23 protein-coding genes and 1 riboswitch are annotated in these 25,157 nt (G+C 57.3%); of the genes, 6 read left to right on the top strand and 17 right to left on the bottom strand.

The window, feature by feature from the left end; genetic code table 11:
• Positions 1-7: 7 nt before the first annotated feature.
• The 5 genes from GTO91_RS08975 to GTO91_RS08955 form a co-directional block, all read right to left on the bottom strand.
• Positions 8-751: an AIR synthase related protein gene (locus GTO91_RS08975; protein ID WP_161258025.1), complete on the bottom strand. Its 744-nt coding sequence runs from the start codon at positions 749-751 to the stop codon at positions 8-10.
• 120 nt (positions 752-871) lie between these two features.
• A riboswitch (cobalamin riboswitch) is annotated at positions 872-1,046 on the bottom strand.
• 142 nt (positions 1,047-1,188) lie between these two features.
• Positions 1,189-1,434 carry a cell division topological specificity factor MinE gene (locus tag GTO91_RS08970; RefSeq protein ID WP_161258023.1) on the bottom strand — a complete coding sequence of 82 codons (246 nt, stop codon included), beginning with the start codon at positions 1,432-1,434 and terminating at the stop codon, positions 1,189-1,191.
• On the bottom strand, positions 1,431-1,688 hold the full coding sequence (locus GTO91_RS08965; RefSeq protein WP_161258020.1) for a hypothetical protein: 258 nt from the start codon (positions 1,686-1,688) through the stop codon (positions 1,431-1,433). The genes GTO91_RS08970 and GTO91_RS08965 overlap by 4 nt, the downstream gene beginning before the upstream one ends.
• A 196-nt stretch (positions 1,689-1,884) precedes the next feature.
• Positions 1,885-2,154: a hypothetical protein gene (locus tag GTO91_RS08960; RefSeq protein ID WP_161258017.1), complete on the bottom strand. Its 270-nt coding sequence runs from the start codon at positions 2,152-2,154 to the stop codon at positions 1,885-1,887.
• Positions 2,155-2,290: 136 nt separating this feature from the next.
• A complete protein-coding gene (locus GTO91_RS08955) occupies positions 2,291-2,749 on the bottom strand; it encodes a MarR family transcriptional regulator (protein WP_161258014.1) in 459 nt (152 codons plus the stop codon).
• Positions 2,750-2,899: 150 nt separating this feature from the next.
• On the opposite strand from GTO91_RS08955, the gene GTO91_RS08950 reads away from it, so the two are divergent.
• From GTO91_RS08950 to GTO91_RS08935, 4 genes are all read left to right on the top strand, one after another.
• Entirely contained in the window at positions 2,900-4,177 is a 1,278-nt protein-coding gene (locus GTO91_RS08950; protein WP_161258011.1) for an efflux RND transporter periplasmic adaptor subunit, read from the top strand.
• Between the two features lie 3 nt (positions 4,178-4,180).
• The gene (locus GTO91_RS08945) at positions 4,181-7,378 is read left to right on the top strand and encodes an efflux RND transporter permease subunit (RefSeq protein WP_161258008.1); all 3,198 of its coding nucleotides are present in this window, start codon (positions 4,181-4,183) and stop codon (positions 7,376-7,378) included.
• Positions 7,379-7,619: 241 nt separating this feature from the next.
• Positions 7,620-7,919: a hypothetical protein gene (locus tag GTO91_RS08940; protein WP_235919382.1), complete on the top strand. Its 300-nt coding sequence runs from the start codon at positions 7,620-7,622 to the stop codon at positions 7,917-7,919.
• 186 nt (positions 7,920-8,105) lie between these two features.
• Positions 8,106-9,383 (top strand): YibE/F family protein, encoded by a 1,278-nt coding sequence (locus GTO91_RS08935; protein ID WP_161258005.1) that lies wholly within the window; start codon positions 8,106-8,108, stop codon positions 9,381-9,383.
• Here the strand turns inward: GTO91_RS08935 and GTO91_RS08930 are convergent.
• Genes GTO91_RS08930 through GTO91_RS08920 form a run of 3 tightly spaced genes read right to left on the bottom strand, consistent with a single transcriptional unit; the run spans position 9,313 to position 13,417 of the window.
• Entirely contained in the window at positions 9,313-10,605 is a 1,293-nt protein-coding gene (locus tag GTO91_RS08930) for a Ger(x)C family spore germination protein (protein WP_161258002.1), read from the bottom strand. The genes GTO91_RS08935 and GTO91_RS08930 overlap by 71 nt on opposite strands.
• Positions 10,602-11,708 (bottom strand): GerAB/ArcD/ProY family transporter, encoded by a 1,107-nt coding sequence (locus GTO91_RS08925; RefSeq protein ID WP_161257999.1) that lies wholly within the window; start codon positions 11,706-11,708, stop codon positions 10,602-10,604. The genes GTO91_RS08930 and GTO91_RS08925 overlap by 4 nt, the downstream gene beginning before the upstream one ends.
• The gene (locus GTO91_RS08920) at positions 11,705-13,417 is read right to left on the bottom strand and encodes a spore germination protein (RefSeq protein WP_161257997.1); all 1,713 of its coding nucleotides are present in this window, start codon (positions 13,415-13,417) and stop codon (positions 11,705-11,707) included. The genes GTO91_RS08925 and GTO91_RS08920 overlap by 4 nt, the downstream gene beginning before the upstream one ends.
• 420 nt (positions 13,418-13,837) lie before the next feature.
• On the opposite strand from GTO91_RS08920, the gene GTO91_RS08915 reads away from it, so the two are divergent.
• Together GTO91_RS08915 and GTO91_RS08910 are read left to right on the top strand one after the other, a co-directional pair.
• Positions 13,838-15,478: an MDR family MFS transporter gene (locus tag GTO91_RS08915; protein ID WP_161257994.1), complete on the top strand. Its 1,641-nt coding sequence runs from the start codon at positions 13,838-13,840 to the stop codon at positions 15,476-15,478.
• Between the two features lie 186 nt (positions 15,479-15,664).
• Positions 15,665-16,042, top strand: a complete 378-nt coding sequence (locus GTO91_RS08910) for a response regulator (protein ID WP_407929520.1) — start codon at positions 15,665-15,667, stop codon at positions 16,040-16,042.
• A gap of 100 nt (positions 16,043-16,142) precedes the next feature.
• On the opposite strand, the gene GTO91_RS18380 is transcribed toward GTO91_RS08910, so the two are convergent.
• From GTO91_RS18380 to GTO91_RS08870, 9 genes are all read right to left on the bottom strand, one after another.
• Positions 16,143-16,265 (bottom strand): hypothetical protein, encoded by a 123-nt coding sequence (locus tag GTO91_RS18380; protein WP_268894834.1) that lies wholly within the window; start codon positions 16,263-16,265, stop codon positions 16,143-16,145.
• Positions 16,266-16,583: 318 nt separating this feature from the next.
• Complete coding sequence (locus GTO91_RS08905) at positions 16,584-18,308, bottom strand: serine/threonine protein kinase (RefSeq protein WP_161257988.1); 1,725 nt, start codon at positions 18,306-18,308, stop codon at positions 16,584-16,586.
• Positions 18,309-18,334: 26 nt separating this feature from the next.
• Positions 18,335-18,457: a hypothetical protein gene (locus GTO91_RS08900; RefSeq protein ID WP_161257985.1), complete on the bottom strand. Its 123-nt coding sequence runs from the start codon at positions 18,455-18,457 to the stop codon at positions 18,335-18,337.
• Positions 18,458-18,459: 2 nt separating this feature from the next.
• Positions 18,460-19,236 carry a serine/threonine protein kinase gene (locus GTO91_RS08895; RefSeq protein WP_161257982.1) on the bottom strand — a complete coding sequence of 259 codons (777 nt, stop codon included), beginning with the start codon at positions 19,234-19,236 and terminating at the stop codon, positions 18,460-18,462.
• A gap of 1 nt (position 19,237) precedes the next feature.
• Positions 19,238-19,975: a PP2C family protein-serine/threonine phosphatase gene (locus GTO91_RS08890; protein WP_161257979.1), complete on the bottom strand. Its 738-nt coding sequence runs from the start codon at positions 19,973-19,975 to the stop codon at positions 19,238-19,240.
• A gap of 6 nt (positions 19,976-19,981) precedes the next feature.
• A complete protein-coding gene (locus tag GTO91_RS08885; RefSeq protein WP_161257976.1) occupies positions 19,982-21,349 on the bottom strand; it encodes a trypsin-like peptidase domain-containing protein in 1,368 nt (455 codons plus the stop codon).
• 6 nt (positions 21,350-21,355) lie between these two features.
• Positions 21,356-22,642, bottom strand: a complete 1,287-nt coding sequence (locus tag GTO91_RS08880; protein WP_161257973.1) for a PP2C family protein-serine/threonine phosphatase — start codon at positions 22,640-22,642, stop codon at positions 21,356-21,358.
• 53 nt (positions 22,643-22,695) lie between these two features.
• Positions 22,696-24,306 carry a VWA domain-containing protein gene (locus GTO91_RS08875; RefSeq protein WP_161257970.1) on the bottom strand — a complete coding sequence of 537 codons (1,611 nt, stop codon included), beginning with the start codon at positions 24,304-24,306 and terminating at the stop codon, positions 22,696-22,698.
• On the bottom strand, positions 24,294-24,878 hold the full coding sequence (locus GTO91_RS08870; protein WP_161257967.1) for an FHA domain-containing protein: 585 nt from the start codon (positions 24,876-24,878) through the stop codon (positions 24,294-24,296). The genes GTO91_RS08875 and GTO91_RS08870 overlap by 13 nt, the downstream gene beginning before the upstream one ends.
• Between the last annotated feature and the right edge of the window lie 279 nt (positions 24,879-25,157).

The following is a 25,157-nucleotide window of genomic DNA, read 5'->3' as shown; positions in this document are numbered from 1 at the left end:
TATCGCTTCAGCCGTCGCTTTCCGACAACCTGCCAAGATAGTGAATGGGCGCGCCGGCGATCTCCGGCGGTTCCGGCCCGGAGGTAAAGACGAGGCAGGTGGACGGACCGGCCGATTTTTCCAGATCAAGGCCGGCGCTGGCCTGCCACTCACGGATCCGGCAATGAACAGCCCCCGCAAGGTTTTCCGCTTCCGCCCGGATCCCCTTTGAACCGACAGGGATCACCTCATGGACACCGGGGTGGGCCAGCAGCGCCCGCACATGATCGGCCAGGGCGATCGCCTTGCCGTCATCGACCACCACCTCGTCCCCCACTTTGGGCCACCCCAGACTGTAGACACAATCACCGGGTCGCGAACGGCCCACACGCAGGCGCTCTTTCTCCACTGCGCCGACAACGGTGATCCCGACGCCGGTCTGTCCTGTGGGAATGTTTTTTTCGGTGCTGATGACCATCGGCAGGTCACGCTTTCCGATAGTGGCCAGTTCATCGCGAACACCGGCAATCACCTCGCCGCCGGTGGGAAAGGGTTCGTTCGCGACGGTCACTGTCAGCGCAACCGGTTCAGCGCCTGTTGCCAGGACCTCCATCAAGGCGACACGCGTGGTGAAAATCCCTACGATATAAGGAGAAACCTGAACGGCGTCAAATTCCTTATCTCCGATGGCGCCGCAAGAGTCGCAGGCCACCACCAAACACTGTTCAGAGGAAAGAGAGACCACTTCCACATCGCGTCCCCCGTAACCCATGGTATTTCACCTCCTCCATTGCTGGGACCTGCAATTTCCTGTGGGAAAAGAAAAAAGTCCATAGCCTCTTCACCGTTGCCGAGGCAACAACAAAGAAACCATGAACTTTGCCATCATTCATGAATCGCACCGTTACAGGCAGGTCTCCTGACTTCGATTCATCGCCGCCACGCGCCTTCCCGGTTTCCCAGTGGCATCCTGCGCAGGGCTCCTCGTCACAGTGGCGGGACCGTCCGGGAATCACACCCGGTTCCCTATTCTCCCCCGGAGGGGCACCTGGAACGAAAGGATGTAGTTTACTTGTATTATAAGAGAATTATCTCATTGAAGGCAATACCCAACACACTGTCATCGACTTATTTACGGGCGTTGTTCTCTTGACGTAATTTGCTTATTTATGATGTCTAGTATGAATCTCGATGGTAGCCGTCAGAAAGTCATTTTCCACGACGAATATTTAGAATTGGAATGTAAATGACAATCTTTTTTAAACTCTGTTCCGTAGCCAAATTGACCTTGACTTTTGAACGGTCAATTTCAATATACTTGGCGATGACTTGTATCATGTCATCGGTTAGTGACTTTACTAATTGGGGAGTAATTTCAGCACCTTTATCTTCAATGACAAGGATTAATTGATTCGATTCACTCGACAAATCAGTACTCTGGAAAAGGTCATTCATTGAATCTTCTCGCTTCCATTCGAATTAAGAGCACTCATTACTGCCAAAAAATCTTCAACGGTATAGTTTTGACCCTCAACTTCAAGAATATGTCGCGCTTCCGCACCCGTTTCAGTTAAACTTATCTTTTCAACCAGTTCGTAAACACACCGTTTACTCTGTTCTTTAACGTCGAACATCAGTACCACCAGCCTTGTTTTCACTTGCAAATTTTTACTTAGTTCGACAAGTAATTGTTTTTTCCTGCTATACAAGAAGCTATGGTCCTAAATTTTAATAAAGATATACATTCCGGTTAGAAAGTTAGACTACACTTAAAAGATGGTTGGATTCCAGGTGATGGCTTTTCATCGCAGTCACCTCCAATGTAACAGCGACATCAACATCGTTTCTCAGCCCGATTGAGTTTTTGATGATCTTCCCTTTCGGGGAGAAATCATCCTGTCAATATCACTGCTTCCGCTTGTTCATCGACTTTTGCGATCCGTCACCCGCCTCTTCCGCCTTTTGCGCCAAGTAACGCTGAATCCCATGCACGGCAAGCCCGGCAATAACCATAAAACCACCGGCGGTTAAACTCCCGAAAAGGGCAACCAGCACGCCCAGACCGGCCAGTACGATGCCGGTGGACGGACGGTTGCCCTTTTCGTTCGTTTTGTGATCCTGTGGTGTCTTCTCCGCTGTATCTTGCAACTTGTCCAGCTTTCTTCCCTTACCCATATCGGTCACCACCTTAAAAGTTCCGGCCGTAGTATCCCTCACCCAGCCATCTTTAAAACGAATCCTTTTCCCTCTGTAATATCTATAAGACCTGTAACATCCGCATCGTCTGGAGCGTCTATCATCTGCAACCACATCAACCCACTGCCGCGCCGCTTCCCCGCACACAAGGCTTCAGCACACCGTTCATCTTCTCAAAGGCCGCCACCGCCTGCGCCAGTTCTGCGCCGGAGAGTTCCCGCAACTGGCCCTTCAGCCGTTCAAAACGGGCGTCCTGGACCGCTTGGATCGTTTTCAATCCCTCACCGGTCAGGGTGACCATAACGACACGCCGGTCCTTTTCCGACCGCTCCCGCGTGATCAGGCCCATGCCGGCCAGTTTGTCCATCATACCGGTGACGGCGCCGGAGGTGATGCCGATCTGATCGGCAAGAAAGGTAGCCTTGCATGTCCCCGACTTCCATAAAATATATAATAGAAAGATCTGCCCGTCGGCCAGATTGTATTCCGGACCGATATCCTGGGCGGCGCATTTCACATTGTAGAAAAAGACCTCCAGCAAGTCTTTGATGGAATTTAAGTGCTGCTCTTTCACTGCTTCTTCCCTTGACAGTTCTTGTCCTCTCCCTTACGATGATAACGTCTTAGTCGCTAAATATTTTAGCACCTAAGATAAATATTAGGCCGATTGAGACCGGCTGTCAATGAAAGCATCATTTGCATTTGGCGGAGGAGGATTTTTACGGTGAAAAAACGAATCAGCGTCGGCCTGCTCGCCGTCACCCTGCTGGCGGCGGGGACAGGCTGCGGAAAAACGCCCGAACCGGCAGCCCCGGAGGCGACGACCCAGGCGGTCACGGTCGTAAAAGCCGAGCGGGCCGACCTGTCGAACGTGCTGACCTTCAGCGGCGCACTGGCGGCGAAAGAAGAATTGAAACTGGTTCCGAAAGGTCAGGGCAAGGTCGCCCATATCAACGCCGAAGTAGGGCAGCGGGTGAACGCCGGCGACATCCTGCTGGAACTGGACAACGCCGACATCCAGGCCCGTCTCGACGCGGCCAACGCCGGCGTCGATGTCAACAAGGCCAGCCTGGAACGGGCCCGCCTGCAATTGGAAATTAACCGGATCGCCCTCGACGATGCCCGGCGCCATTACGACCGGGTCAAAGCGCTCTTTGACGCCGGCGCTGCGCCCAAATCGGACTTCGATGCCGCCAAGAGCGCCCTGGAAACGGCAGAAAAGCGGTACGCCTCCGACGAGGTTTCCGTCGCCTCGGCACAGGCCTTGCTGAATCAAAGTCTGGCCCAGGTCCGCCAAACCGAGGTGGATCTGGAAAACGCCGTCCTGCGCTCGCCCATCTCTGGCATCGTCTCGGCCCGCAACGTGAACGTGGGCGAATACCTATCCAACACGGCGCCGGCTTTCACCGTCGTCCATATCGATACGGTCGAAGTGAAAGCAGACCTGACGGAGAGCGATGTCAACGCCGTCCGGCCCGGCCAGGAGGTCAACGTCAAGGTGGCCGCGGCCGGCGAAACCCCCTTCAAGGGACGCATCGCCAAGGTCAGCCCCGCCGCTGATGAGAAGGCGAAAACCTTCCCCGTCTGGATCGCCGTCGACAACAAGGACTACATATTAAAGCCTGGCATGTTTGCTGAGTTTCAACTGCCCACCGCGCAAAAAACGAACGCCTTGACCGTGCCGGCAGAGGCCGTGACCATCCGCAACGGTGCGCCTATCCTCTTCGTCATCGCCGACAACAAGGCGGTGGAGCGAAAGGTCAAGACCGGTTTCTCTGACGGAAAACGCATCGAGATCATCGACGGCATCAAAGACGGAGACGTCGTCGCCACTGGCGGCCAGATGTCCCTTGCTGAGGGAACACCGGTCTCTATCAAAGAGGCCCAGCCCGCTACAGCCGCAACCGGCGGCGCAAGTGACCCCGCTGGCGCCGCTGTTGCGCCGGCGACCGCCGCCCCCTCCGACAACACAGGAGCAAGCGCCGCAAAAGGGCAGGTGTAACCGATGAACTTGACCCAATTCGCCGTCAAGCGTCCCGTGGCCATGAGCATGATCGTTCTCATGTTCGTCGTGCTTGGCCTCTACAGCTACCGGATGCTCGGCGTCGATCTGTACCCTAACATCAACGCCCCCTTCATCTCTGTCAGCGTATCCTACCCCGGCGCCGGCGCTGAAGAAGTGGAAAGCCAGATCTTAAAGCCGATCGAATCGGCTGTAACCGCCATCAGCAAGGTGGACAAGGTCTCCTCCCAAGCGTCAGAAGGATTCGGCGCCGTCATTGTTGAGTTTGAACTGTCAGCCGACGCCGACCAGGCTGCCAATGACGTCCAGAAAAAGGTGGACGCCATCAAGGGTAGGCTGCCGGAAGACGCCTCCGACCCCGTCGTCATCAAGATGGACTTCAACGCCGCCCCAGTCATGACTCTGGCCCTCAAGAGCCACCGGCCGGCCCAGGAGACTTATAACCTGGCCGAGGATCTTCTCAAAGAACGCCTGCTCAAGCTCCCCGGCGTCACCGACGTGAGCCTCGTCGGCGGCCAGCGGCGGGAAATCCAGGTGGACATCGACAAGTCTCGCCTACAGGGCTACGGCCTGTCCATCAACAGCGTCATCCGCCATCTGGAAAACGAAAACCTCAACCAGCCGAGCGGTCGCCTCGACCAGCCGGACCTGGAATACAACGTGCGGGTCATGGGCCAGTTCAAAACGATCAAGGATGTAGAAAACATCCAGATCCCCCTGCCGAACGGCTCCAAAATCCCCCTCAAGGCCATCGCCACGGTCAGCGACGGCCTCCACGAGATGCGCACCATCAGCCGGGTCAACGGCGAACCCTCCATCGCCGCCGTCGTCTTCAAACAGAACGACGCCAGCATCGTCGATGTGGGCGATGAGGTGAAAAAGGCGCTGCCGTCGATCCGCAAGGACCTGCCGCCCGACGTGGAGTTGATCGTCGCCCGCGACTTTTCCGATTACGTTCATAACGCCCTTAACGGCACCCGTTCTTCGATCATCGAAGGCATCATCACAACGGCTATCGCCCTCTTTTTCTTCCTCCGCGAGTGGCGCTCCATGGTCACCGTCATCATCGCCATCCCCACATCGCTCATCGCCACCCTGATGGGCATGTACTTTGCCGACTTCAGCTTCAACATGATGTCTCTGCTGGGGATGGCCCTCTGCATCGGCATCCTCGTCGACGACTCCATCGTTGTATTGGAAAACATCCACCGCCACCGCGCCATGGGCAAATCGGCCTTCAATGCGGCACTGGAGGGGCGCGCCGAAATCGGGATGGCCGCCATCGCCATCACCCTCTCCGACGTGGTCGTCTTCGCGCCCATCGCCTTCATGGGCGGCATGGTGGGACAGTTCTTCCGCCAGTTCGGCCTCACCGTCGTCATCGCCACCCTCTTCTCCCTCTTCATCTCCTTCACCCTGACGCCGATGCTGTCGGCGCGCTTCTACATGGAAGAGGATCCGGAGACAAAGGAATTGAAGGCCAAAAAACGCCAGGCCTCCCTCTACGGCATGTTCCTGAGCAAGTTCCGCCCCTTTGGCGCCCGCTTCTGGTCCATGCTCGACCGGCTCGGTGACGGTTTCTCCGATTTCTACATGAAGGCGCTCCACTGGTCCCTGCGCCGCCGCTTCACCGTCATCGCCGTCGCCCTGCTCACCTTTATCGCCAGCCTCACCCTGATCCCCCTCGGCTTCGTTGGCTTCGAACTAATGCCCAAGTCAGACCAGTCGGAACTGAGCGTCACCTTGGAACTGCCGAACGGGACGCCCCTGGTCAAAACAGATGACGCCGTCCGGGAGATCGAGGCTTTCATCAGCACCATCCCGGAAGTGAAGTACTACCAGAGCAGCGTCGGCTTCAGCAGCGGCCACGGCGGTTCTTCCTCCTCCTCCCACAAGGCCGAGGTTGGCATCCAACTGGTGAAACGGGCGGAACGCGAACGGACCATGTGGGACATAGCCGACCAACTCCGGGAGTTCTCCAAAACCTTCACTAAAGGAACGATTCGCGTCATCGAGTCCGAATCAGGCGGTGGCCCCCCAGGGACGCCGATCCAGTTGGAGATTTCCGGCCCCGACTATGACCAGTTGATGGCTATCGCCGAGCAGGTGAAGACCATTGCCGCCGGCATCCCTGGCGCGAAGGAAGTGGACACCAACTTCCGTCTCGGCCAGCCGGAGGTGCAGATCGCCATCGACCGGCTGCGCGCCGCCTCCTACGGCCTGTCTGTCGACGACATTTCCCGGACGCTGCGCTCCTCATTGAGCGGCGACAAGGCCAGCGTGTTCCGCGCCGGTGATGACGAGTACGACATCCTCGTCCGCCTCCAGGGACTCCAGACAGCCTCCATTGAGGATTTGAAGCGGATCACCATAACCAATGCCTCCGGCGTCCAGGTGCCTCTCAGCCAGGTTGCCGATGTGAAAAAGGGCAGCGGCCCCACGGAGATCAAGCGCATCGAGCGGCAACGGACGATCACCGTTTCCGGCAACCTGTATAAAGACGTGCCCCAAAACCAGTACAACGCCGAGCTCAACAAGCGGCTCGATCAGTTGAAGCTCCCGGCCGGCTACTCGATTAAGCAGGCCGGCTTGACCCAGGAAATGCAGGAAATCGGCATCGAATTGATCTCGGCCTTCCTCCTCTCCATTACCCTGGTGTACATGGTTCTGGCCATCCTCTATGAGAGCATGCTGACACCGTTGATCCGAATGGCCTCGCTTCCCCTGGGTCTGATCGGCGCGCTGGCGGCCCTGGCCATATCAGGTAAGACGATCAATCTCTTTTCCGGCATCGGCATCATCATGATGGACGGCCTCGTCGCTAAAAACGGCACCCTGCTTATCGACTACACCAACACGCTTTTAGAACGAGGCAAAACACTGCGGGAAGCGCTGATCGAAGCCGGCAAGACGCGGCTCAGGCCGATCATGATGACCACCGTCACCATGGTCTTCGGGATGCTGCCGGTCGCCGCCGCTGTCACCGAAGGCACCGAGGTCCGCTCCGCCATGGCCACCGTCCTCATCGGCGGCCTGATCAGTTCCACCGTCTTCACCCTGCTCGTCATCCCCGTCTTCTACACCCTGATCCGCGATTTCCTCGACTGGCGCAAACGGCGCAATTTGGAAAAGCTCCGGAAAGCAGTCGCCAAGATCGAGACCAAATCGGCAACCATGTAAACCCGTCACTTCTTCCGTTTCAACGACTGCGCGCAAGAGAACTCCCGGCAAAACAGAGGCCGGGAGTTCTTTTTGTATTTGGCAACGCAATATATTGAATATTCTTCCCGTTTGTTACAGTTGTTTTTGCTACTGTAATTTTTGTAAAAAATAGAGAATCATTTTATTATTTTTTTAGATACCATGTATTAGGGTTATGAAACTGTCGTAACCACAACAAAAAATCAAAGGAGGATGAATAATGTCTCGCACTCCTTACACCACTGTATACTCCCATGCCGGTTCCCAATCGTCCTGCGGCTCCCATACGCCCACACCCCCTCCATCCACTTGTCCCCAACTGCCGGGAACGATCCTGCGCATCTTCATCCCGCCGGGAGCCGTCATCAACCTGCTGAACCTGATCGAAGTCACCTCCCCTGGCGGCATCTGCCTGATCATCCGTCTTCCCTTCCTGGGCAGCGGCGCCACTTCTACGATGCAAAGCCTGATCCAGCAGGTGCAGGCCGCCGGCGGAACGGTGGAGTTCACCAACGGGTAACCCTTGCCTTCAGACGGAGGCTTAGGGGTTGACGACATTATGGGGCAAAGAGGCATGGCATGGTCGCCATGCCCCTCTTTATTTCCCTGCCTTTTTCATTTTTCTAAATTAAAAACATCGTCGGCCCGGTGATGCTATAATGAGATCTACATATTATTGGGATCATTTCTAAGGAGGGCGTGACTGTTGAATCTTCGCTGGCCTCGCAGTGGCTCGCATCTTTATCGTCTATGTCTGACCGCCTTTCTCCTCTTCTGCCTCTTCGGTGGACAACCTCTCCTAAGCGCCCAGGCTGCGCCAGCAGCAGCCACTACGGGCGCCGCCACCCGGCGTGACGAGGTGAAACCGCCGCAGGAGGTGTACCTGAAGGGAAAGGTCAGTTCCATATTGGCTGAATACCCCGAAGATGATCCGCTCAGCGGGCCTGACGCAAAATCTTCCATGTTGCGCCAAACCCTCCTGGTGGAACTGCTCGATCCGCCTTTTCAGGGGCAAACGCAGGTGATCAGCAACATCGCCAACCTGCAGAACCCTTATAACGGCCTTTATCTTCACCCCGGAGAAGAGGTGGTTGTCTATGCCACTCTCGATGACCAGGGCCGTCTACAGGGCGCGGCCATCCAGGACCTGGTCCGCCACCGTCCCATCTTTACCGTTGCTGCTATCTTCGTGGGACTTATCGTCATCCTTGGCGGACGCCGCGGCGTCGCCGCCCTCGTCACGTTAGCCTTGACAGGCGTGCTCATCTGGTATGTCCTGCTCCCGGCCATATTGAAGGGGCAGAGCCCCCTCCTGGTCAGTTCCCTCGTCTGCGCCGTCATCGGCCTCGTCGGCACCCTCCTCGTCGGCGGTTTGAATCGAAAATCCCTGGCCGCCATCGCCGGCATCATCGCCGGCGTCATCGCCGCCGGGCTCCTCGCTTACCTGACGGGGCAGCAGGCGCGCATCACCGGCATCGAATTCGAATACGCCACGATGATGCTCGCCATTCCGGACCGCCCGCCCCTTGACCTGCAGGGCGTCTACTTCGCCGGCGTGCTCATCGGCAGCCTCGGCGCCGTCATGGACACCAGCCTCACCGTCGCGTCGGCGGCCCAGGAGATCCGGCTGTTGCATAAGACCGTCGGAAGGAAAGAACTCTGGCAGGCCGGCATGAACGTGGGCCGCGACACGATGGGCATGATGTCGAGCACCCTCATCCTGGCCTATGTGGGCGGCGCATTGTCCCTGCTCGTCCTGCTGATGGCCTACCAGACGCCGGCGCTGAAGATCATCAATTCCGACTTGCTGGTCAGCGAGATCATCCGCTCCGCCGCCGGGTCGATCGGGCTCATCCTGTGCATCCCTGTGACCGCTTTCTGCGCCGCCCTGCTCATGTCGAAGCCAGGGTCCCCTACTCCTTCTCCACAAACTTGGGCGGCTGAATCTGCAGGCCAGGACGGCGTATCTTCAGATCGACAGTGACATGGACCGTCGCTTTCGGAAAATGCCTCGCCTGCCACTGCAGCGCCTCGTAATCTTCTACATACTGGTAAGAGGTGCGAAAGGCATTGGCTAAATGAAAGGGGTCAACATGTTTCTCTTGGGCGCGCGCGATCACCGCGCGCGCTTGTTTTTCTATTTCCTGCGCGATTTTCTTCTCCATCTCGGGAAGTTTATCGGCAGTGATAAACTCGTTTTCCGACGTTACATCGCGCACGTCGCCGTCCAGCCTGAGCAACACGTGGACACGGGGCTGGTCGCTGTTATGGTCTTCCACCCTTACAATAGGTGGATCGCGTTGCGAAATTTCGAGGGAAAAGACCCCTTCTTTTTCAGGATCCTCAAAGGTCCACATCCCTCGCCGGTAGGTGCCCCGGATTAAGCCGTATAAACGGGCTTCCAAGCCTGAAAACTTGTCGATGAGCTTCCCCTCTTTAAACACGGCGAGGCCGAAAAACTCGGAAGAGTTCCCGCCGGAGCGCGCCAGTTCCTCCAACTCTTTTCCGCCCGGTTCTTCCTTCTCTTCCGTATCGCGGCGGAAATCCGGCGTAGGCCGGGGCTTGACTATGCCGTTTTTTTTCTCTTTTGCGACCTGCTCGTTAATATCGATCATCGGCAGCACGGCATTGGTATTGTACTGCTCCGATTCGACCAGGAATTCGTTCATGGTCATCATACGGGAATAGCCCAATTCGTCGGCGTTGCGGACAATCCCCTCCACATACCGGCTGACACTGCGCTCCAGCACCGGCAACGTTGTCAAAAAAACATCTCGCGCCGTGCCGTCTTTGGCCATCCAAAGATAGATGGTGCGCCGGAACTGGGGGTGTCGCGCAAGAACCTCCAGGTAGGGCAAAAGGGTTTCCTGGGCCAGCTTCTCCCCAAAGGTAATCAGTCGCAGATGCCGGAAATCAAGTCGGCGTTCAACATTGTTGTTGACGAGACTGATGGCCTCCGAGATGGAACGCGCTTTCACGGTTATCAGTTTCGATGTTTCAGGCAGGGATTCTGCACTCGCACCCTGGCGGATCGCGAAGGTCGCCGGGATCGCAATTCGCATGGTCACCTCAATATCTCCGTCACTGCCCTTGTCCACACCCATGGTGATCACGAAGGCCAGTGTTTCCAGTTCTCGGTTGTCCCAGCAACCGGCTCCCGTCAGCAACAGGAGGAGTAACGCGGCGAGAACGTGGATGCGGATCACGGCTTAGCCTCCTCCCCATTTTTGACCCACTTCGCCCAGATCCAAAGCGCCAATGGGATACCGAACAAGACCATCATGAAATAGTCCGGAAGGAACGCAAAATCGATTACCGCTGTGATGCTCCGATCCGGATAAAAGACGATGAAGAACAGGAGCACGAAGAGGGGAAACAAAAGGGGACGGAAGTCCCGGGCTTGGGAACCCTGAGCTAGGGCGATGGCGCTCCCATAGAATAATGCGGCCAAGCCGTTGATGGTCATTACCGCCCAAATGAAGACGAAGACTGGTTCCAGCCGCTGCAAGAGCGGCCCGTAGTGGATCAGGCGGACCAACTGGTAAAGCGGGAAACCGAGACGTTCGCCCATAGGCGGTGGAAAGACCATGATGTAAATCAACTCGACAGCCGTGAACAGGAAGGCGGTGACGAGCAACGCTGTAAAACCAGCGCGCCGCAGATCGCTGTGTTTGCGAAAAAGCGGCGCTACCAAGCCCAACAGCACAATCTCGGCATACAAGGAGGTCCGCCACAAACCGATTTCCCACAGGGGTGCTGCCTGCTGCCGGCCAAACCAGGGAGCGAGGTGAACAAATTGACCCAGGGGGACGACGGCAATCATGGAGACGATAAAGAGGGCCATGATCGCCGGAAAGGCAGACCACGCCACCCGGGTGATGTGCTCGAACCCCGCGAGCGCTAGCGTCATCATCAACAGGAGCAGGCTGACCACGATGGCGTGGACCGGCGTATTTGGCAACAGCGTCGTGATAATAAACTCGGAAAATATCCGCACCTCATACCCTGTCAGCACCAGCAGGATGACACAGAAGACAACTCCCGTAAGCCATCGGAGGAGCGGACCTCCCAGCAAGTTGGCGATGCTTATGAGGGAATCGCCGGGGAAGCTGGCTAACAGCCGTTCCAGCGCGTAGAAGCCGAGCAACGCGCCAGGGACGGCGATGATGGGTATCATCCAGGCAGCGTTTTGCGCTTGAACGGCAAGCTCACGGGGATAGGCCAGGTGCATTTTGATGAATAACACGAAGATCAACAGGCCTGTCGTCTCCCAAAGACCCACATGACCGTCGCGCAGTCCTCTTCTCACGTCTCCGCCTGCCTTTCCACCGCCCCTTTTTGCTCTTTCGACTCATATCGCCGTTGCAAGTAGCGCAGTTCCAGGGGGACATGGGGCCACCATGGGCGGCTTACAGGCGCCTGCCGCCGGTGATCGATGGGTCGAGCGATGGTGGTCCGGCGCTCCAGATAAAACGGCGGTAGGCGCCGGATCACATCCTGCTCGGACCATCGCGCGGGGCTTACTGGCGCCACATAGGGGGCGCCCAAAGAGGTCAGGCGGATCAGGTGAGACTGCAAAAAAAGTACGCCCAGCACCACGCCATAGAAGCCGAAGACGCTTGAAACGACTAAGACAAGGAGCCGGATAATGCGCACGCTATAGAACAACGAGTACAGGGGGACGGAAAATCCGGCTAGCACGGTGATGGCCATGACGATGATCATGACTGGCGATACGACGTTGGCCTCGACGACGGCCTGGCCGATGATGATGGCCCCCACGATCCCGATGGTCGGTCCGATTGTCTTCGGCACCCGCAACGCCGATTCTCGGATCAACTCAAAGCCCAGTTCGAGAAAGATGATCGTCACGACAGCCGGAAAGGGCACCTGTTCCCGCGCGCCTGCCAGGGAAAGCATGAACTCTGTCGGCAACATCTCCAGATGGAAATTGGAAAGAGCCACGTAAAATCCTGGTAAGAAGATGGTAATGAGCAGGCTGACAAGACGCAGGACTCGACCGAAGGTGCCGATGGGCCAGCGAAAGTACATGTCCTCCGGTGAATGCAGGAGCGACCAGAAGGTGATCGGGGCGATGAGCGCCTGGGGACTCCCATCCATCAAAACGGCCACGGATCCCTCCAAGAGAAGGGCCACCGTCCGGTCGGGCCGCTCTGTCACCAACGCCTGGGAAAACAATGACGAGGGATTGTCCTGCACGTACTGCTCCAGTTGGCCGATGCCGTGGATCATGTCCACGTCGATAGACTTGATCCGCCGCCTCATCTCGCGGACCAGTTTTGGATTGGTCAGTCCCCGGATGTGGAGCAGGTAGATGGGGCCGCGGGCCCGCCGTCCTGCCGGGAACGGTTCGGCAACCAGATCGGGGGTGGAAATGCGGGAGCGGACGAGGAACAGGTTGGTCTCGACGTCCTCGACATAAGCGTCAAAGGGTCCTTGGAGGGAAACTTCCATCTGGGGCGTATCGACACCCCGTCCGGCCTGGTTGCGTACGGAGATGACCAATCCCCAATCGGCGCCGTCGACGTGCAAAAAGACATTTCCTTTGCCAACGGCTGTGGCGGCTTCTTCCAGGGTCGACACGGTGCTGACCACATGGCAGAAGGTGAGCTGGTCCCGCAGTTGATCAGGCGGAAGGCCTCCGGTGGGCGGCATAAACTGGGACAGCGGACCGACGATGAACTCCTGGATTAATAAGGCGTCAACGAGGCTTTTATAGAAGGAAAGAGCAACGGTTCCCCAGGGTAGGTTGAAGGTGCGAAAGACAAAGTCTGGGTTGCAATGCGCCGTAAAACGCTCCTCAAAGGCCCGCTGCACATCGGCATGGGCCGCCGGCAGGGGTCTTTTTTTTGTGCCTTTTGTAATATAGGATCGGCGAAGCGTCACCGGCGGGTGATAAGGCGGCCGCTGCGGACTGAGGGAGAATCTTTTCTGTTCCTTCGTTCGGTCGATATAAAAGAAGTGCTTCAGCCAGCGGACATACTTCTGATTTGCCATGATTCGCCCCCTTGCAGGGCACACCTAGTGTTTTCTATCATGCCTTCCTGTTTTCTCCGATTTTACCTTTCCCCTAGCCTAACCTTTTCATTACCCCTCTTACCGGATCACCGTCTGCTCAATCCTCCCTACCCTGACATTCGTTTATGCTCACCCTTGCCGCCGGTTGCCGTGGATGCCCGTTTACGCGCGCCCCTCTCGTCATTTTGCCGTGATGTTAGCCATATTCTCCCTTCCATCACTTAACCACCTGCGGCGCATAGCAGGAGGTAATTTGACGGACAGTAAAGCTACGCTCGCTTCTGTTCCATTCTTTAACCCTTCAGTAACTCTCTCGGGATCCGTCACTGGTACTTTTTTCAGCCGGCGTTTTTTATCCGTCGTTTTTTCCGTACGAGAAAGGTGGGCGGGATCACTAGAATGAACAAAAACCGGACTCTCCTGCTGCTCGGCCTCTTCCTAGCCATGTTCTTCGGCGCTCTCGACCAGACGGTCACATCGACAGCCATGCCGACCATCATCGCCCAACTGGGCGGTTTTCAGTTGATGGCCTGGCTGGCCACGGCCTACATGCTCAGTTCCACCATCGTCGTGCCCATCGCCGGGAAGCTGGCCGATCAATTCGGGCGCAAACCGGTCTATCTCTTCGGCCTCGGTGTCTTTATGACGGCGTCTGCCCTCTGCGGCCTCGCCGGTTCCATGGAGCAACTCATCCTCTATCGCGCCCTCCAGGGGATTGGTGGCGGGGTGATGATGCCCATGGCCATGATCATCATCGGCGACATCTTCACCGGTGAGGAACGGGCCAAGTTCCAGGGCGTCTTCGGCGGCATCTTCGGCCTCTCGTCGATCATCGGCCCCCAGGTCGGCGGCTGGTTTGTCGATCACCTGGCCTGGCAGTGGGTTTTCTACATCAACCTGCCCTTCGGTCTGTTGGCAGCGCTCTTCATCGCCCTTGGCCTGCGCGGCGAAAAGTTCCGGGGGGAAGCCCGTATCGATTATTCCGGCATCATCACCTTCACCATCGCCATGGTCAGCCTGTTGCTGGCGCTGACTTTCGGCGGAACGGACTACCCCTGGCTCTCCTGGCAGATCGCCGGCTTGTTCGCCAGCTTCGCCCTCTTCCTTATCCTTTTTCTCCGAGCCGAAAAGACCGCCGAGGAACCGATCCTCCCGCTCTCCCTCTTCCGCAACCGCTCCTATGTGCTCCTCAACCTAATCGGCTTTCTGATGACCATGGGCATGTTCGGCGCCATCATGTTTATGCCCCTGTTCATGCAGGGTGTTATCGGCGTGTCGGCCTCCGGCGCCGGGACGGCGATGACGCCGATGATGCTGTCTATGGTCGTGGCCAGCACGCTGGGGGGTCGAGCGCTGCTGCGCCTTGGCGTAAAACCGCAGATACTCGGCGGCCTGTCTGTGCTGACGGCAGGCCTCCTGCTGGTGACTACACTGGGCCTCGGCGCCACCCGCTGGACGGCGTCATTGTATCTGGTGATCATCGGTTTCGGCCTGGGCCTGGTCATGCCGGTGCTGACCATCGCCCTACAGGAGATCTTTCCCCGCCACCTCCTCGGCGCGGTCACCGCCTCGGGGCAATTTTTTCGCTCCATCGGCGGCACCTTCGGGGTGGCGCTCTTCGGCACGGTGATGAACCAGGTTTCGGGGCAGTCGCTCCGGCAGGAATTGCTGCCCCTGCTTAACGGCGCACCCGCCGCCGCCCGCCCCGCCGTCGAGCCGATCCGATCACTCCTAGAGACAAACCCCCAGTCGCTCTATGCGATGCTGCTTCAGGGCGATGTGATGGCACGGATGCCGGAAACCTTCCGCTCCCTCATCGAACCGGTGATCAAGTCCTCCCTGGCGGTGTCGATCCATGCCGTCTTCTGGACAGCAGCCCTCGCCACCTTTCTTAGTTTTCTTGTCACGCTCTTCCTCCCCGCCATCCGGGTGTCCCGACGGGCCGTCGCGGGCAGGGGACGTTCCACCGGCGGAGAAAGAGAACAGGAACGGGAGCGGCAGGAAGGGATTGAACCTGCGCTGGAAAAGGGCTCGCGATAAAGCAACAGTTGAAGCGACGATGAGGCGACAGGCTTTTCGATGGATCGATTGACGATGAGCATAGCCTATTTTATAATTAATTAATATATTGCGCATTTTTTTGCACAAAAAGCGCTTTCCCTTATGCCATCTCGTTCACGATTCGCAGGTTCTGCCATTCCCTACCACTACCTTTTTGTAGACATCATGAAGGAGGGCACGCTGTTGAAAAAGAGAATCCTCATCGTCGATGACGCCGCGTTTATGCGGATGACTTTGCGAAAGATGCTGGAAGATGCCGGCTATGATGTGATGGAAGCCCCCAATGGAGGGGAAGCGGTGCGACTCTGGAAGGAGACTGCTCCGGATCTGGCCACCATGGACATCACCATGCCCGATATGGACGGCATCAGCGCCGTAAGGGCGATCAAGGTCCTCGATCCGAATGCCAAAATCGTCATGTGCAGCGCCATGGGCCAGCAATCGATGGTGGTCGAAGCGATCACCGCCGGCGCCAAGGACTTCATCGTCAAGCCTTTCCAACGGGAAAGGGTGCTAAAAACTGTCGGGAACGCCCTCGGATAGGCACCATAGAGACGTCACATAGAAAGAGGAGGCTGCTCCATCATATCGATGGGCGGCCTCCTCTTATGTTCATACAACGGTTATTCCGCTGTTTCGCTGGTTAACTCCCGAATTTCCAGGGCTTTTTCAGTTCCGAGATCTGGGACGTTTCCAGCGATTTGACCTTAAGCATCTGCTCCATCTTGTGTTGGGCGATGTCATCAGTGAAGAACCATTCGAACATGTTGCATCCATCCTTTCGTCGGGCGGTTCGTTGAGAACCATTTTCATTTAGAAGTATACGCCTCAACACTATGACTGTCAAGCCTGTTCTTGTAAAGACAATCGAAAATTTGCCATCCCCTTTTTTATTTTTGTTGTCCTGTCACAGCCACTGGCCTGCTTTCACAGGCTTCACTTTGCCCTCGTCGATGACAAGGCAGCCGTTGACAAAGACATGCCGCATTCTGATGGGCTTTATTTGCGGTTCTGCCCGTGTGGCTGTTTCTCCACATATAGCGGGCGATGACGCGCGGGTAATTGGCCCGTGCTTTTCTATCCATTACCGGCCTGCCAGGGTGTCTCGTTTCGACTTGTATTCTGCGGTGGCATCGCTATAAAGGGCAGCCACCTGACGGTTAAAGCTCCGGGCATCCTCGCGCACTTCGGTACTCCGGCTCTCGTCTCCCCTTTTTCCATAACTGACGTAAGACTCCATCCGCCTGCAGTATTCAATCCCATTGTCCAGATAATCGCGGAACTTATCTTTCAGGTATTCCAGTTCACCCGGCGCAGACAGATTTTTCACCTGTTCACGGAGTGAACGGCGGATCGCGATGCCGTCCCGGAGCGCCCCCTCAAGTTCTTCCCAACTGCCGCCCTGGGCTTCTTTGCCTATGACTGCCTTATTTAGGTCAGTTCGCGCTTGTTCCATCTCTCTTATAAGGGAATCCATCGTGTTGAAAAAATCATCGTATTTTTTTGGGGGAGGAGGCGGAGGCGGTGGGTCCGCTTGTTTTGCCCCTTGGTCAGCGCCTTTCGATCCCGTGTTAACCCCGTTAATGTTAGGCTTTCCCGTGTTACCCCCATCTGAAGCTCCGGAACTTTCCACATTCTTTATATCTATTTGCGTTCCGGCAGCAACCGTTGACGAGTTTCCTCTATGGACATGGAGGATGACAAGGCTGAAGATTAGGATTGCCGCCGCCGTAGCCGCGATCCACAACCACTTAGATGGGGTAGGCGACGGCTGAATCGCTTGACCTCCGGGGGGGACGTTCGGGTACGGAAGATTCCAATCGCTGGGATTTGGAACGCTCACCGGTGGAATTCCATGCAAGGCGTCCTGAAACTCCTTCATTGTCTGGAACCGATCAGTGACCCGAACCGCCAGCGCTTTCAACAAGGCAGCCTCGATCTGGGGAGAGATGGCCGGTTGGAAGTGGGCCGGTCGCAGCAATGTATCCTGATTGGCCCGGTCCAGCGCCTCCGGCGGAAGCACACCGGTGATGGCGCGATACAGGGTGGCGGCAACGGCATACACGTCTGTCCAGGGCCCCTGGTTCCCTTTTGATCGGTACTGTTCCTCCGGCGAGTAGCCGGGTTTTAAAACGACGGAAAGGCTGCGGCTGTGCGCCCCAAGGGCGCTGCGGGCCGCGCCGAAGTCGAGGACCTTGACCTGCCGGGTCGTGGTGATGAAGATGTTGTCGGGACTGATATCACGATGGAGAAGATCGGCGCCATGAACCTCCCTTAAGGCATCCATGACCGGGTTCATGATTTTGATGGCGGTGTCAACGGGGATCGAGCCGCCCTGCTGGGCAAGGTACTCTTTGAAGGTGACGCCATCCAGATAGCGCATCACAAGGTAAGCGGTGCCGTTGGCCATAAAAAAGTCCTGAACGGAGACGATGCAGGGATGATCGGAAAACTGGGCCAAGGCGCGCGCCTCATCTAAAAACTTGTTCAATCCGTACTCGAAAAAGCCGGTGAGTTCACCGGTATAGGCGGTTACCTGAAACCTGCCGGTGGCGCGGGTGGCGAGGTCGCGCGGCAGGTATTCCTTCACCGCTACGCGCGTGTTCAGCGTGTTGTCGTATCCGATGTAGGTGATGCCAAAGCCACCGTGTCCGAGCACTTGTCCGATCTGATATCTCTCGTTCAACATGGTCCCCGGTTGCAGGTACAAGGGCGACTCCGGTGATGCGCCCACCAGATAACCGCAGGCCGGACAAGCCCCTGATTCGACCTCACGGGTAAAACAACCCAAACAACGCTTGGGCGCCACGGCTCTTCCCTCCCATTTTCACGGACTTACCGTTCCTTTAGGGAACGAATGTAGTGAAGAACGCCCCGTTCCAGCGATTCAGCCATTTTTTCCTGACCTTCGGCGCTCTGAATCCACTGGGCGTCTTTTTTATTGGTTAGAAAAACCATTTCTACGAGCACCACCGGCGCCTTGCTGAATATGGAACCGGTCCTTGTTCGCCGCGGGTCCGGTATTGTTCTTCCGGGGCATAGCCCGGCTTTAAAACCACCGAGAGGCTTTGGCTGCATTCCCCGAGGACGTTGCGGGCGGCGCCGAAATCGAGGATTTTTACCTGGCCGGTTGTGGAGATGTAGATGTTGTCTGGGCTGATGTCACGGTGCAGGATCCCGTTGTCGTGCACCTCCCGCAAGGCGTCCATGACCGGCATCATAATCTCCAGGGCGGCGGAAAAGGGCAGCTTTCCGCCTGCCCTTTCCAAATACTCGCGGAATGTGATCCCCTCGATGTAATTCATCACCAGATAGGCCGTGTTGTTGGCTCGAAAAAAGTCCTGGATGCCGACGATATTGGGATGTTCCCGGAAACGGGCCAACCGGCGGGCCTCATCAAGAAAACTTTCGAGGCCCTTTTCGAAAGAAAAACCGCGTTCGCTGGAAAAGATCGTGACGGCGGTATGTCCCGGCGCGCGTGTGGCCAGTTCCCTGGGCAAGTACTCCTTGATGGCCAGTTTTACCTTCAGCATCAGATCCCACGCCAGGTAGGTGACGCCGAAGCCGCCATGTCCCAGGACTTTCCCCAGCAGGTAGCGATCATTGAGCATCGTTCCCGGAGACAGGTGCAGGGGGGAGCCGGCCGGTGTCCCTTGCGCCCAGCCGCAGTGGGGACAAGGTGATCGGCCCCCGTTATTGGCGAAACAACCCAGGCAGAGCGAATCGGCTGCTTCCATTTCACGCCTCCCTCTCGACAAAGACAGCCAAAGCCGAGCAATTGTCCCGATCATCCCTACCCTGTTCGACCACCCGCATGTGCAAGCGATCGAGCCATTCCCGAGGGTCAGCCGATTTGGATAAAAGGATCTCCATCTCCAATTCGGTCACATGTTCCCACAGCCCATCGGTACAGAGCAAAAAGACGTCACCGGCGAGCAATGGGCCGTCCAGTCCTCCGAGAGCAAGGCGGACCTCTTCTTTTTGACCGAGCACGCGCAGCAAGCGGTTGCGATCTTCATGCCCCCGAATCTCATCGCTGCTGATCTCCCCGGCGGCGACCATCGCCTGGGGAACGCTGTGGTCGATCGTCTGAGAGATGAGCGCTCCCCGACGAAAGCAGTATAAGCGCGAATCACCGATATGTGCCCAAAGCGCTTGTTCTCCCTGGATCCAAAGGATGACGACCGTCGTCCGCATGGATGCCATTTCCCGGTCGGCCTGCTGGCGCGCCCAAATCTCTCGTTGCGCCAGGGCCGCCATGGCTTCGAGGACAGACGGCGCAAACTCCCGTTGCCGGGGGACGGCGCCAAGAATGGTCTCCACAGCGATGGACGCCGCGATCTCTCCTCCCCGGTGGCCGCCCAAGCCGTCGGCGATCAACCAGCAGCCGCCTTTCGGCAGGTCCCGGTAGCCGCAGGCGTCCTGATTGACCTTTCGACCGCCCTTTTCAGAAAGGAACGCCGTAATCAGGTTCATCGGTCTTTACTCCAAACGGACTTCAAAGAGGTTTTTCTGCGTGCTCAGGTAAAAACGATCGCCCGAGCGAAGGCGGCGCGGCTCTCTGGGAACCAGGCGTTCACCGGAGATCAGAAAGGTGCCGTTGACAGAGTTGGCGTCTTCAAGCAGGAAGTTCTGGTTGGCGTTCTCATAACGGACGGTGCAATGCATCCGTCCCACGTCTTTCGACTCCGGGGAAAAGACCAACTGGCATGTCTTCGGGTCGCGCCCCATGGTCAGCGTCCCCTCGCGCAGTTCCAGCACGCTGCCGGCGTACTCGCCGGTGATTCCACGCAGGATCGGTCTCCCTCTCGGCGCTGTCGGCATCACCGGCGCCGGATGCCCGGCAGGAGGGACGCCGTACGGCGACGACCCGGGAGGGACGGGGGGAACCGGTGGAACGGAGGGGCGCTGCATTGACGATTTTTTCTGGTGCATGTAAAGGGCGACGGCGATGAGGATGATGAGGGCGATAATACCGGCGAAGATGGCGTACTTTGAGTTCGTTGGCTCTTGAGATTTATCAGGTCCCGGCTGCACAGGAACTACTTCTGGTTCACTTGGAGATTTGGCTTTTGGGTACGGAATGTTCAAGCGATCCAGCAGCACCATTAACTCATCCGCTTGAATCGCCCAGGCGATCCCTTCGCCAAGGGGCACCCGTTGCGTGCCCACTGTAGAACCGTCCGGGCTGACAACAACGGCGTTCGTCAACGACTTTTGCACATTGACACCGATCACATGTCCCCGCTCATTGAACAAGGGGCCGCCGGAGTTGCCGGGATTCAGGGGCGCTGTGATGGAGAACCGCTTGATGCCCTCCGTGTCGACATCCTTGCCGCTGATGATCCCGTCGCTGAGGCGGACTTCTAGCAGGCTCTCAATATTGCCGATGCCGCTTGTCGCTGCCGCAGGAAAGCCCATAGCCAGCACTTTATCGCCCGATTTGACGGTATCACCGGGAGCAAAGGTGACGGATGGCCGGTTGATCTCCTTCGTTAGCTCCAGCACAGCCAGGTCTTTGTGGGCCACATTGGCCACCAGCACATGGGCGCGCACCGTCCGATCTTTCTCCAAGACGATATCGATGGAATCGCCCTGACTGGTAAAGCCGTTGACCACGTGGGCATTGGTGACCACGAATTTTCCCCCGCCGACGACGAAACCTGAGCCGTTACCCTGCTGACCATTGGCCTTTGTGCAGAGGACAAAGACAGTGCTTGCTTTCATCTGTTCGACATCTGCCGCTTCTGAAAGGGGTACCTTGATCGCTAGCGCCAACAGGGTGAGCAGGGCGGTCATCAACACGGCAACTAGCCGGGGACGCGCGGTAACATGAGAACAACACAGCATGGGACCTCACCTTCTTTCTATTGTTTTGTTGCCAGATGTGTCGCCTGTTGAAGGAAGAGGAGGTTTTGTTTTTAAATCCTTGTCATAGAGGTTATTTCCGTTTTTACTCAAATCAGGTTTGAGTCGCTCCAATTTTTCTGCGCCAGGATCCGGACCTGGTTGCCGGCTTTCGGGACTTTGACTGGCAGGTGGTTGCGCTTTTGGATCTATTTCCGGGCGAGCAGGGGTATCGGACAATCGGTTTGAAGATGGGTCTTGCCATTGCTGTTCCTTCACCTTTGCCTCTTCGGTGCTTTCCTTTCCGTTCTCGCCTGATTGCTGCTCTACAGCCTTTTCCACCGCGGCGTTGCCAAAAAACTTGGGCCAGTACAGACCGGCCAGCGCACCGGCGGTGAAGCAGAAGACGACAATAGATACGATGAGGGTGACCATCCACCCGGGCCATCCCTTTTTTTCGAAGTTCCGCTGTGTCGTGTTCAGTCGAGCTTGCCCGCCTTTTTCCGGCAACGGCCTAGCTTGGGCTGTTAGTCGTTCAGGTTCACAGGCCAAAATCGCCACCGTCAGATTATCCTGGTGAGGACGTTCTTTCACCAGGGCTTTGCGGATCAGCGACTCTGACGCCTGGCCAGGCTCGCCATCCAGTTCTTCGGCCATCTCCTTTTCCGTCAGGCTGCCGTAAAGACCGTCGCTGCAGAGGATGATGCGGTCTCCCGGCTGCAACGGAAAGGGCCGCGCGTTGGCATCGACTTCCTCTAGCCTTGGGAGGCCCAGGTAGCTCGTCAAGTGATGGCGTTCCGGGTGATCGCGGGCCTCCTGGGCGGAGAGTTTCCCCTCGCGCACCTCCCTTTCCAGGGTCCTACCATAGACATGATCATCGGTGAGGCGAGCCACCTGCCCCTTCCGGTACAGGTAAAGCCGACTGTCGCCAACAGAAATCCAGTGCAAGTGGTCTTGGAAGACGACAGCAGCGACCAGGGTGCTGCCGGCACGGCCTTCCTGACCCGCCCTCCGGGCCGTCTCCCACACGGCGCCATTGGCCTTCTCCAGGGCACGGCGAAGGGCATCGCCGACAGTTTCGCGCTGATCCTTGCCCGCATATTCACGTAGCATGGTCTCTGCCGCGGCTTGGCTGGCCTCGCCGCCCATGACCAGCCCCCCCATTCCGTCGGCCACGACGACCATGACGCCAACCCGCTTCGCTAGTTCACGGTCCTCCAGGTTGGAAAAGCCAAAGGCATCCTGTTGCTCTTCCCGCTCCCCGATGTGTTGATCGCTTCCGGGAATAAGCCTCATATAATCCCCCCCGCGCCTGCTCATCGTCCCATCCACTTTTTATGCCGCCAACCTCAGGAAAAGCCGATACGCAGTTCCGTCCTTCCCAGAAGAATCAGATCGCCGCTGTACAGGCGGTGTCTTTCTGAGATCGGCACCCCGTTAACCCATGTGCGCCCGCCTGTTCCGAGATCGTTGATGATGACGATGTCGTCTTCAAGGAGGAGCTCGCAATGACGTTTGTCGATCCCTTCGTCTCCATCGATCACCAGATCACACCACTCCGTCCTTTTCCCAATGACGATGCGGTCGACCAAATTTCGCTCATAGTGGGGTGTAGGGTCCATGCGATCCATGAGGGTGAAGCGAAGGGTTATCCCTTTCGGCGCTGCCGGGGTTGCGATCTGATAGGCCTCAGGTTCCAAAAGCCCCTCAGTCGCGACATTGCGCGGCTCCGCAAAGGCCTCGCGCGCCTCCGTATGGTCTGGTGCGGCGACCGTTCCGGCAACGGATCGGGTGTCTAATCCCGCGCCAGAACCTGCAGCCTCGATGCCGCTTTTTTTCCTCATCATCAACAACCCGGCAGTCGCCGCGATGAGTAAGAGCAAACCGCCAGCCATGATGGCGGGAGACATCGAATGGTTCTTACTCCCATCGTCCCCGCCGGGAGAAATGGGAACTGGTTTTTTCTCTCCCTCATCTGAGGGCAACACCGCAGGATAAAGGCGCAATTCTGCCCCGTCGGTCAACTGTCTTGTTCCCGCTGCGAGGTTCATCTGGAGCCGGTAGAGTCGTCCGTCAGCGGGACACTGCTGCCCGTCCAGGCGAGCCACCAGCACGTTCCGAACCTGCTGTCTGACCTGTTCGTAACTCTCCGGCAGTGACACTGTTCCCGTCTGGAACAGAGCGCCCCCTGAGGAACGGGCGAATTCTCCGAGTTTATTGAGGTGCTGCTGTTTCGTCTCCGTGAGTGGCGGCGCGAAAAAGCCCAGGGCGTAAATGGGCAGCCGATCGGAACGGATTCTTTCGAGAACTTCCTCTTTGGTCACCCCGCCGGCGAAACTCTCCTCGCCGTCAGATAGGGTGATGATGACACGCCGGTCAGGCAGGCCGGGATCGGTCCGCCGTCCCATCTCTGTCGCCCGCACCAATCCCAGGTGGAGTTGCGTGTGATCGTCTACAGGGGCGAGGGCTGTCACCGCCTCTTTCAGCACGGCCTTGTCGGAGGTGTAGTCCTGGGGCACTTTGACATCGGCGCCAAAGGTGACGATAGCCATCCGGTCACGGTCCGCCAGGGACTCCACCCAGTTGAGCATGGCCTCCTGCATCGCTTTAAACTGGGCAAGCCGGATCGACTTGGAGATATCGACGAGCATTATGTACGCCACACCTTCACCGGACTCTGCGAAGGGCTGCAGCCCCGTCACCGGCGTCCGGGCGGTCCCGATGGTGGCGTTCAGTTGGCCCGCCTGAACGGCGTCGGCCGGTTGTCCCTCTCCATCTAAAACATGAAGATATGCCTTGATTTCCGGATAGTGTACCGATGTCTGGCTGATCCGCAAGGCGCTCGCTTCACCCGCTGCAGCGGAGCCGGCGGGGCAGAAGAGGCCGCCGCACAGAAGGCCGGCAACCAGCAGTGATGCCAGCATGCGTAGAGATAAATGGCCGCCCTTTACGACTCCCATTGAAACCGCTCCCCGCAAAAGGGCATAAAGACGAGCCGCGTCTGACCCATTTCGATAATGTCATAAGCAGACAATTCCACCGATGTGTCGACCTGTTCCCCATTGACATAAACAAGCCCCTTGCCGTCGCCGGCATGGAAGCGGAAGGTCCCTTTTTTCGGGTTGAAGCTGACGGCGGCATGATTTTCCCGCGAGATGGTGTCGTCTCCGGAAATGTGGATATCCATTCGCTCCGAACGGCCGATGAAGTTTTTTTCACTGTGAATGCGGTAGTCCCGTCCCCGGTCGTTGCCTTCGATGCAGACGAGCCAGCCCACCACGGGGTCGAATCCCATTTTTTTGCGGTAAATCCCAACGGTTCGTTCTCCCTCAGTTCCCCGCTGGGGATTCCCCGCCTGGCCGGGCGCGGCAGCCGATCCCGGTTGCAAAGGCATCGTCCGCTCGGGAACATACCCCTCCGCTTGCTTCGGCTGGGTAAAGTTGATATCGAGGCTGCGCACACCACAATGGGGGCAGGAACTGTGTTTCGCCGGGTCATAATAATGCCCTCGACCGCAAGGCGTCATTGCCATCACAAACCCTCCCTGGAAGACAGTCTTTTGCCATTTTTAGGCCTATATCCGAATACGTTTTAACAAAGCCAAATATGCGGGCATTCGCGTGACAATAGGGATGTCTCTTGCAGCCGGACAAATTATCCATTATACTCAAACTATGGTTGTACCCTCGCCAAAGACGAATAGGTTATCAAAGGGGAGTAGCTCACTGCTGACGGGTCAACAACCGGCTCACCAGCCTGGCCCACAGGGTTCTAAGACCAGCAAGACCTTTGATTCAAAGTGGTTACTTTG

It is taken from the genome of Heliomicrobium undosum (assembly GCF_009877425.1).
In the GTDB taxonomy this organism is placed as follows: domain Bacteria; phylum Bacillota; class Desulfitobacteriia; order Heliobacteriales; family Heliobacteriaceae; genus Heliomicrobium; species Heliomicrobium undosum.
Note: the sequence above shows the minus strand (reverse complement) of the source record. Positions and strands in the feature narration are given on the sequence as shown.

What these genes read in the sequence shown, in the direction of transcription:
- GTO91_RS08975 (WP_161258025.1), bottom strand. Translation starts at nt 751, where the DNA reads ATGGGTTACGGGGGACGCGATGTGGAAGTGGTCTCTCTTTCCTCTGAA.
- GTO91_RS08970 (WP_161258023.1), bottom strand. Translation starts at nt 1,434, where the DNA reads ATGAATGACCTTTTCCAGAGTACTGATTTGTCGAGTGAATCGAATCAA.
- GTO91_RS08960 (WP_161258017.1), bottom strand. Translation starts at nt 2,154, where the DNA reads ATGGGTAAGGGAAGAAAGCTGGACAAGTTGCAAGATACAGCGGAGAAG.
- GTO91_RS08945 (WP_161258008.1), top strand. Translation starts at nt 4,181, where the DNA reads ATGAACTTGACCCAATTCGCCGTCAAGCGTCCCGTGGCCATGAGCATG.
- GTO91_RS08940 (WP_235919382.1), top strand. Translation starts at nt 7,620, where the DNA reads ATGTCTCGCACTCCTTACACCACTGTATACTCCCATGCCGGTTCCCAA.
- GTO91_RS08920 (WP_161257997.1), bottom strand. Translation starts at nt 13,417, where the DNA reads ATGGCAAATCAGAAGTATGTCCGCTGGCTGAAGCACTTCTTTTATATC.
- GTO91_RS08915 (WP_161257994.1), top strand. Translation starts at nt 13,838, where the DNA reads ATGAACAAAAACCGGACTCTCCTGCTGCTCGGCCTCTTCCTAGCCATG.
- GTO91_RS08910 (WP_407929520.1), top strand. Translation starts at nt 15,665, where the DNA reads ATGAAGGAGGGCACGCTGTTGAAAAAGAGAATCCTCATCGTCGATGAC.
- GTO91_RS18380 (WP_268894834.1), bottom strand. Translation starts at nt 16,265, where the DNA reads ATGTTCGAATGGTTCTTCACTGATGACATCGCCCAACACAAGATGGAG.
- GTO91_RS08900 (WP_161257985.1), bottom strand. Translation starts at nt 18,457, where the DNA reads ATGGTTTTTCTAACCAATAAAAAAGACGCCCAGTGGATTCAGAGCGCC.
- GTO91_RS08895 (WP_161257982.1), bottom strand. Translation starts at nt 19,236, where the DNA reads ATGGAAGCAGCCGATTCGCTCTGCCTGGGTTGTTTCGCCAATAACGGG.
- GTO91_RS08890 (WP_161257979.1), bottom strand. Translation starts at nt 19,975, where the DNA reads ATGAACCTGATTACGGCGTTCCTTTCTGAAAAGGGCGGTCGAAAGGTC.
- GTO91_RS08885 (WP_161257976.1), bottom strand. Translation starts at nt 21,349, where the DNA reads ATGCTGTGTTGTTCTCATGTTACCGCGCGTCCCCGGCTAGTTGCCGTG.
- GTO91_RS08880 (WP_161257973.1), bottom strand. Translation starts at nt 22,642, where the DNA reads ATGAGGCTTATTCCCGGAAGCGATCAACACATCGGGGAGCGGGAAGAG.
- GTO91_RS08875 (WP_161257970.1), bottom strand. Translation starts at nt 24,306, where the DNA reads ATGGGAGTCGTAAAGGGCGGCCATTTATCTCTACGCATGCTGGCATCA.
- GTO91_RS08870 (WP_161257967.1), bottom strand. Translation starts at nt 24,878, where the DNA reads ATGGCAATGACGCCTTGCGGTCGAGGGCATTATTATGACCCGGCGAAA.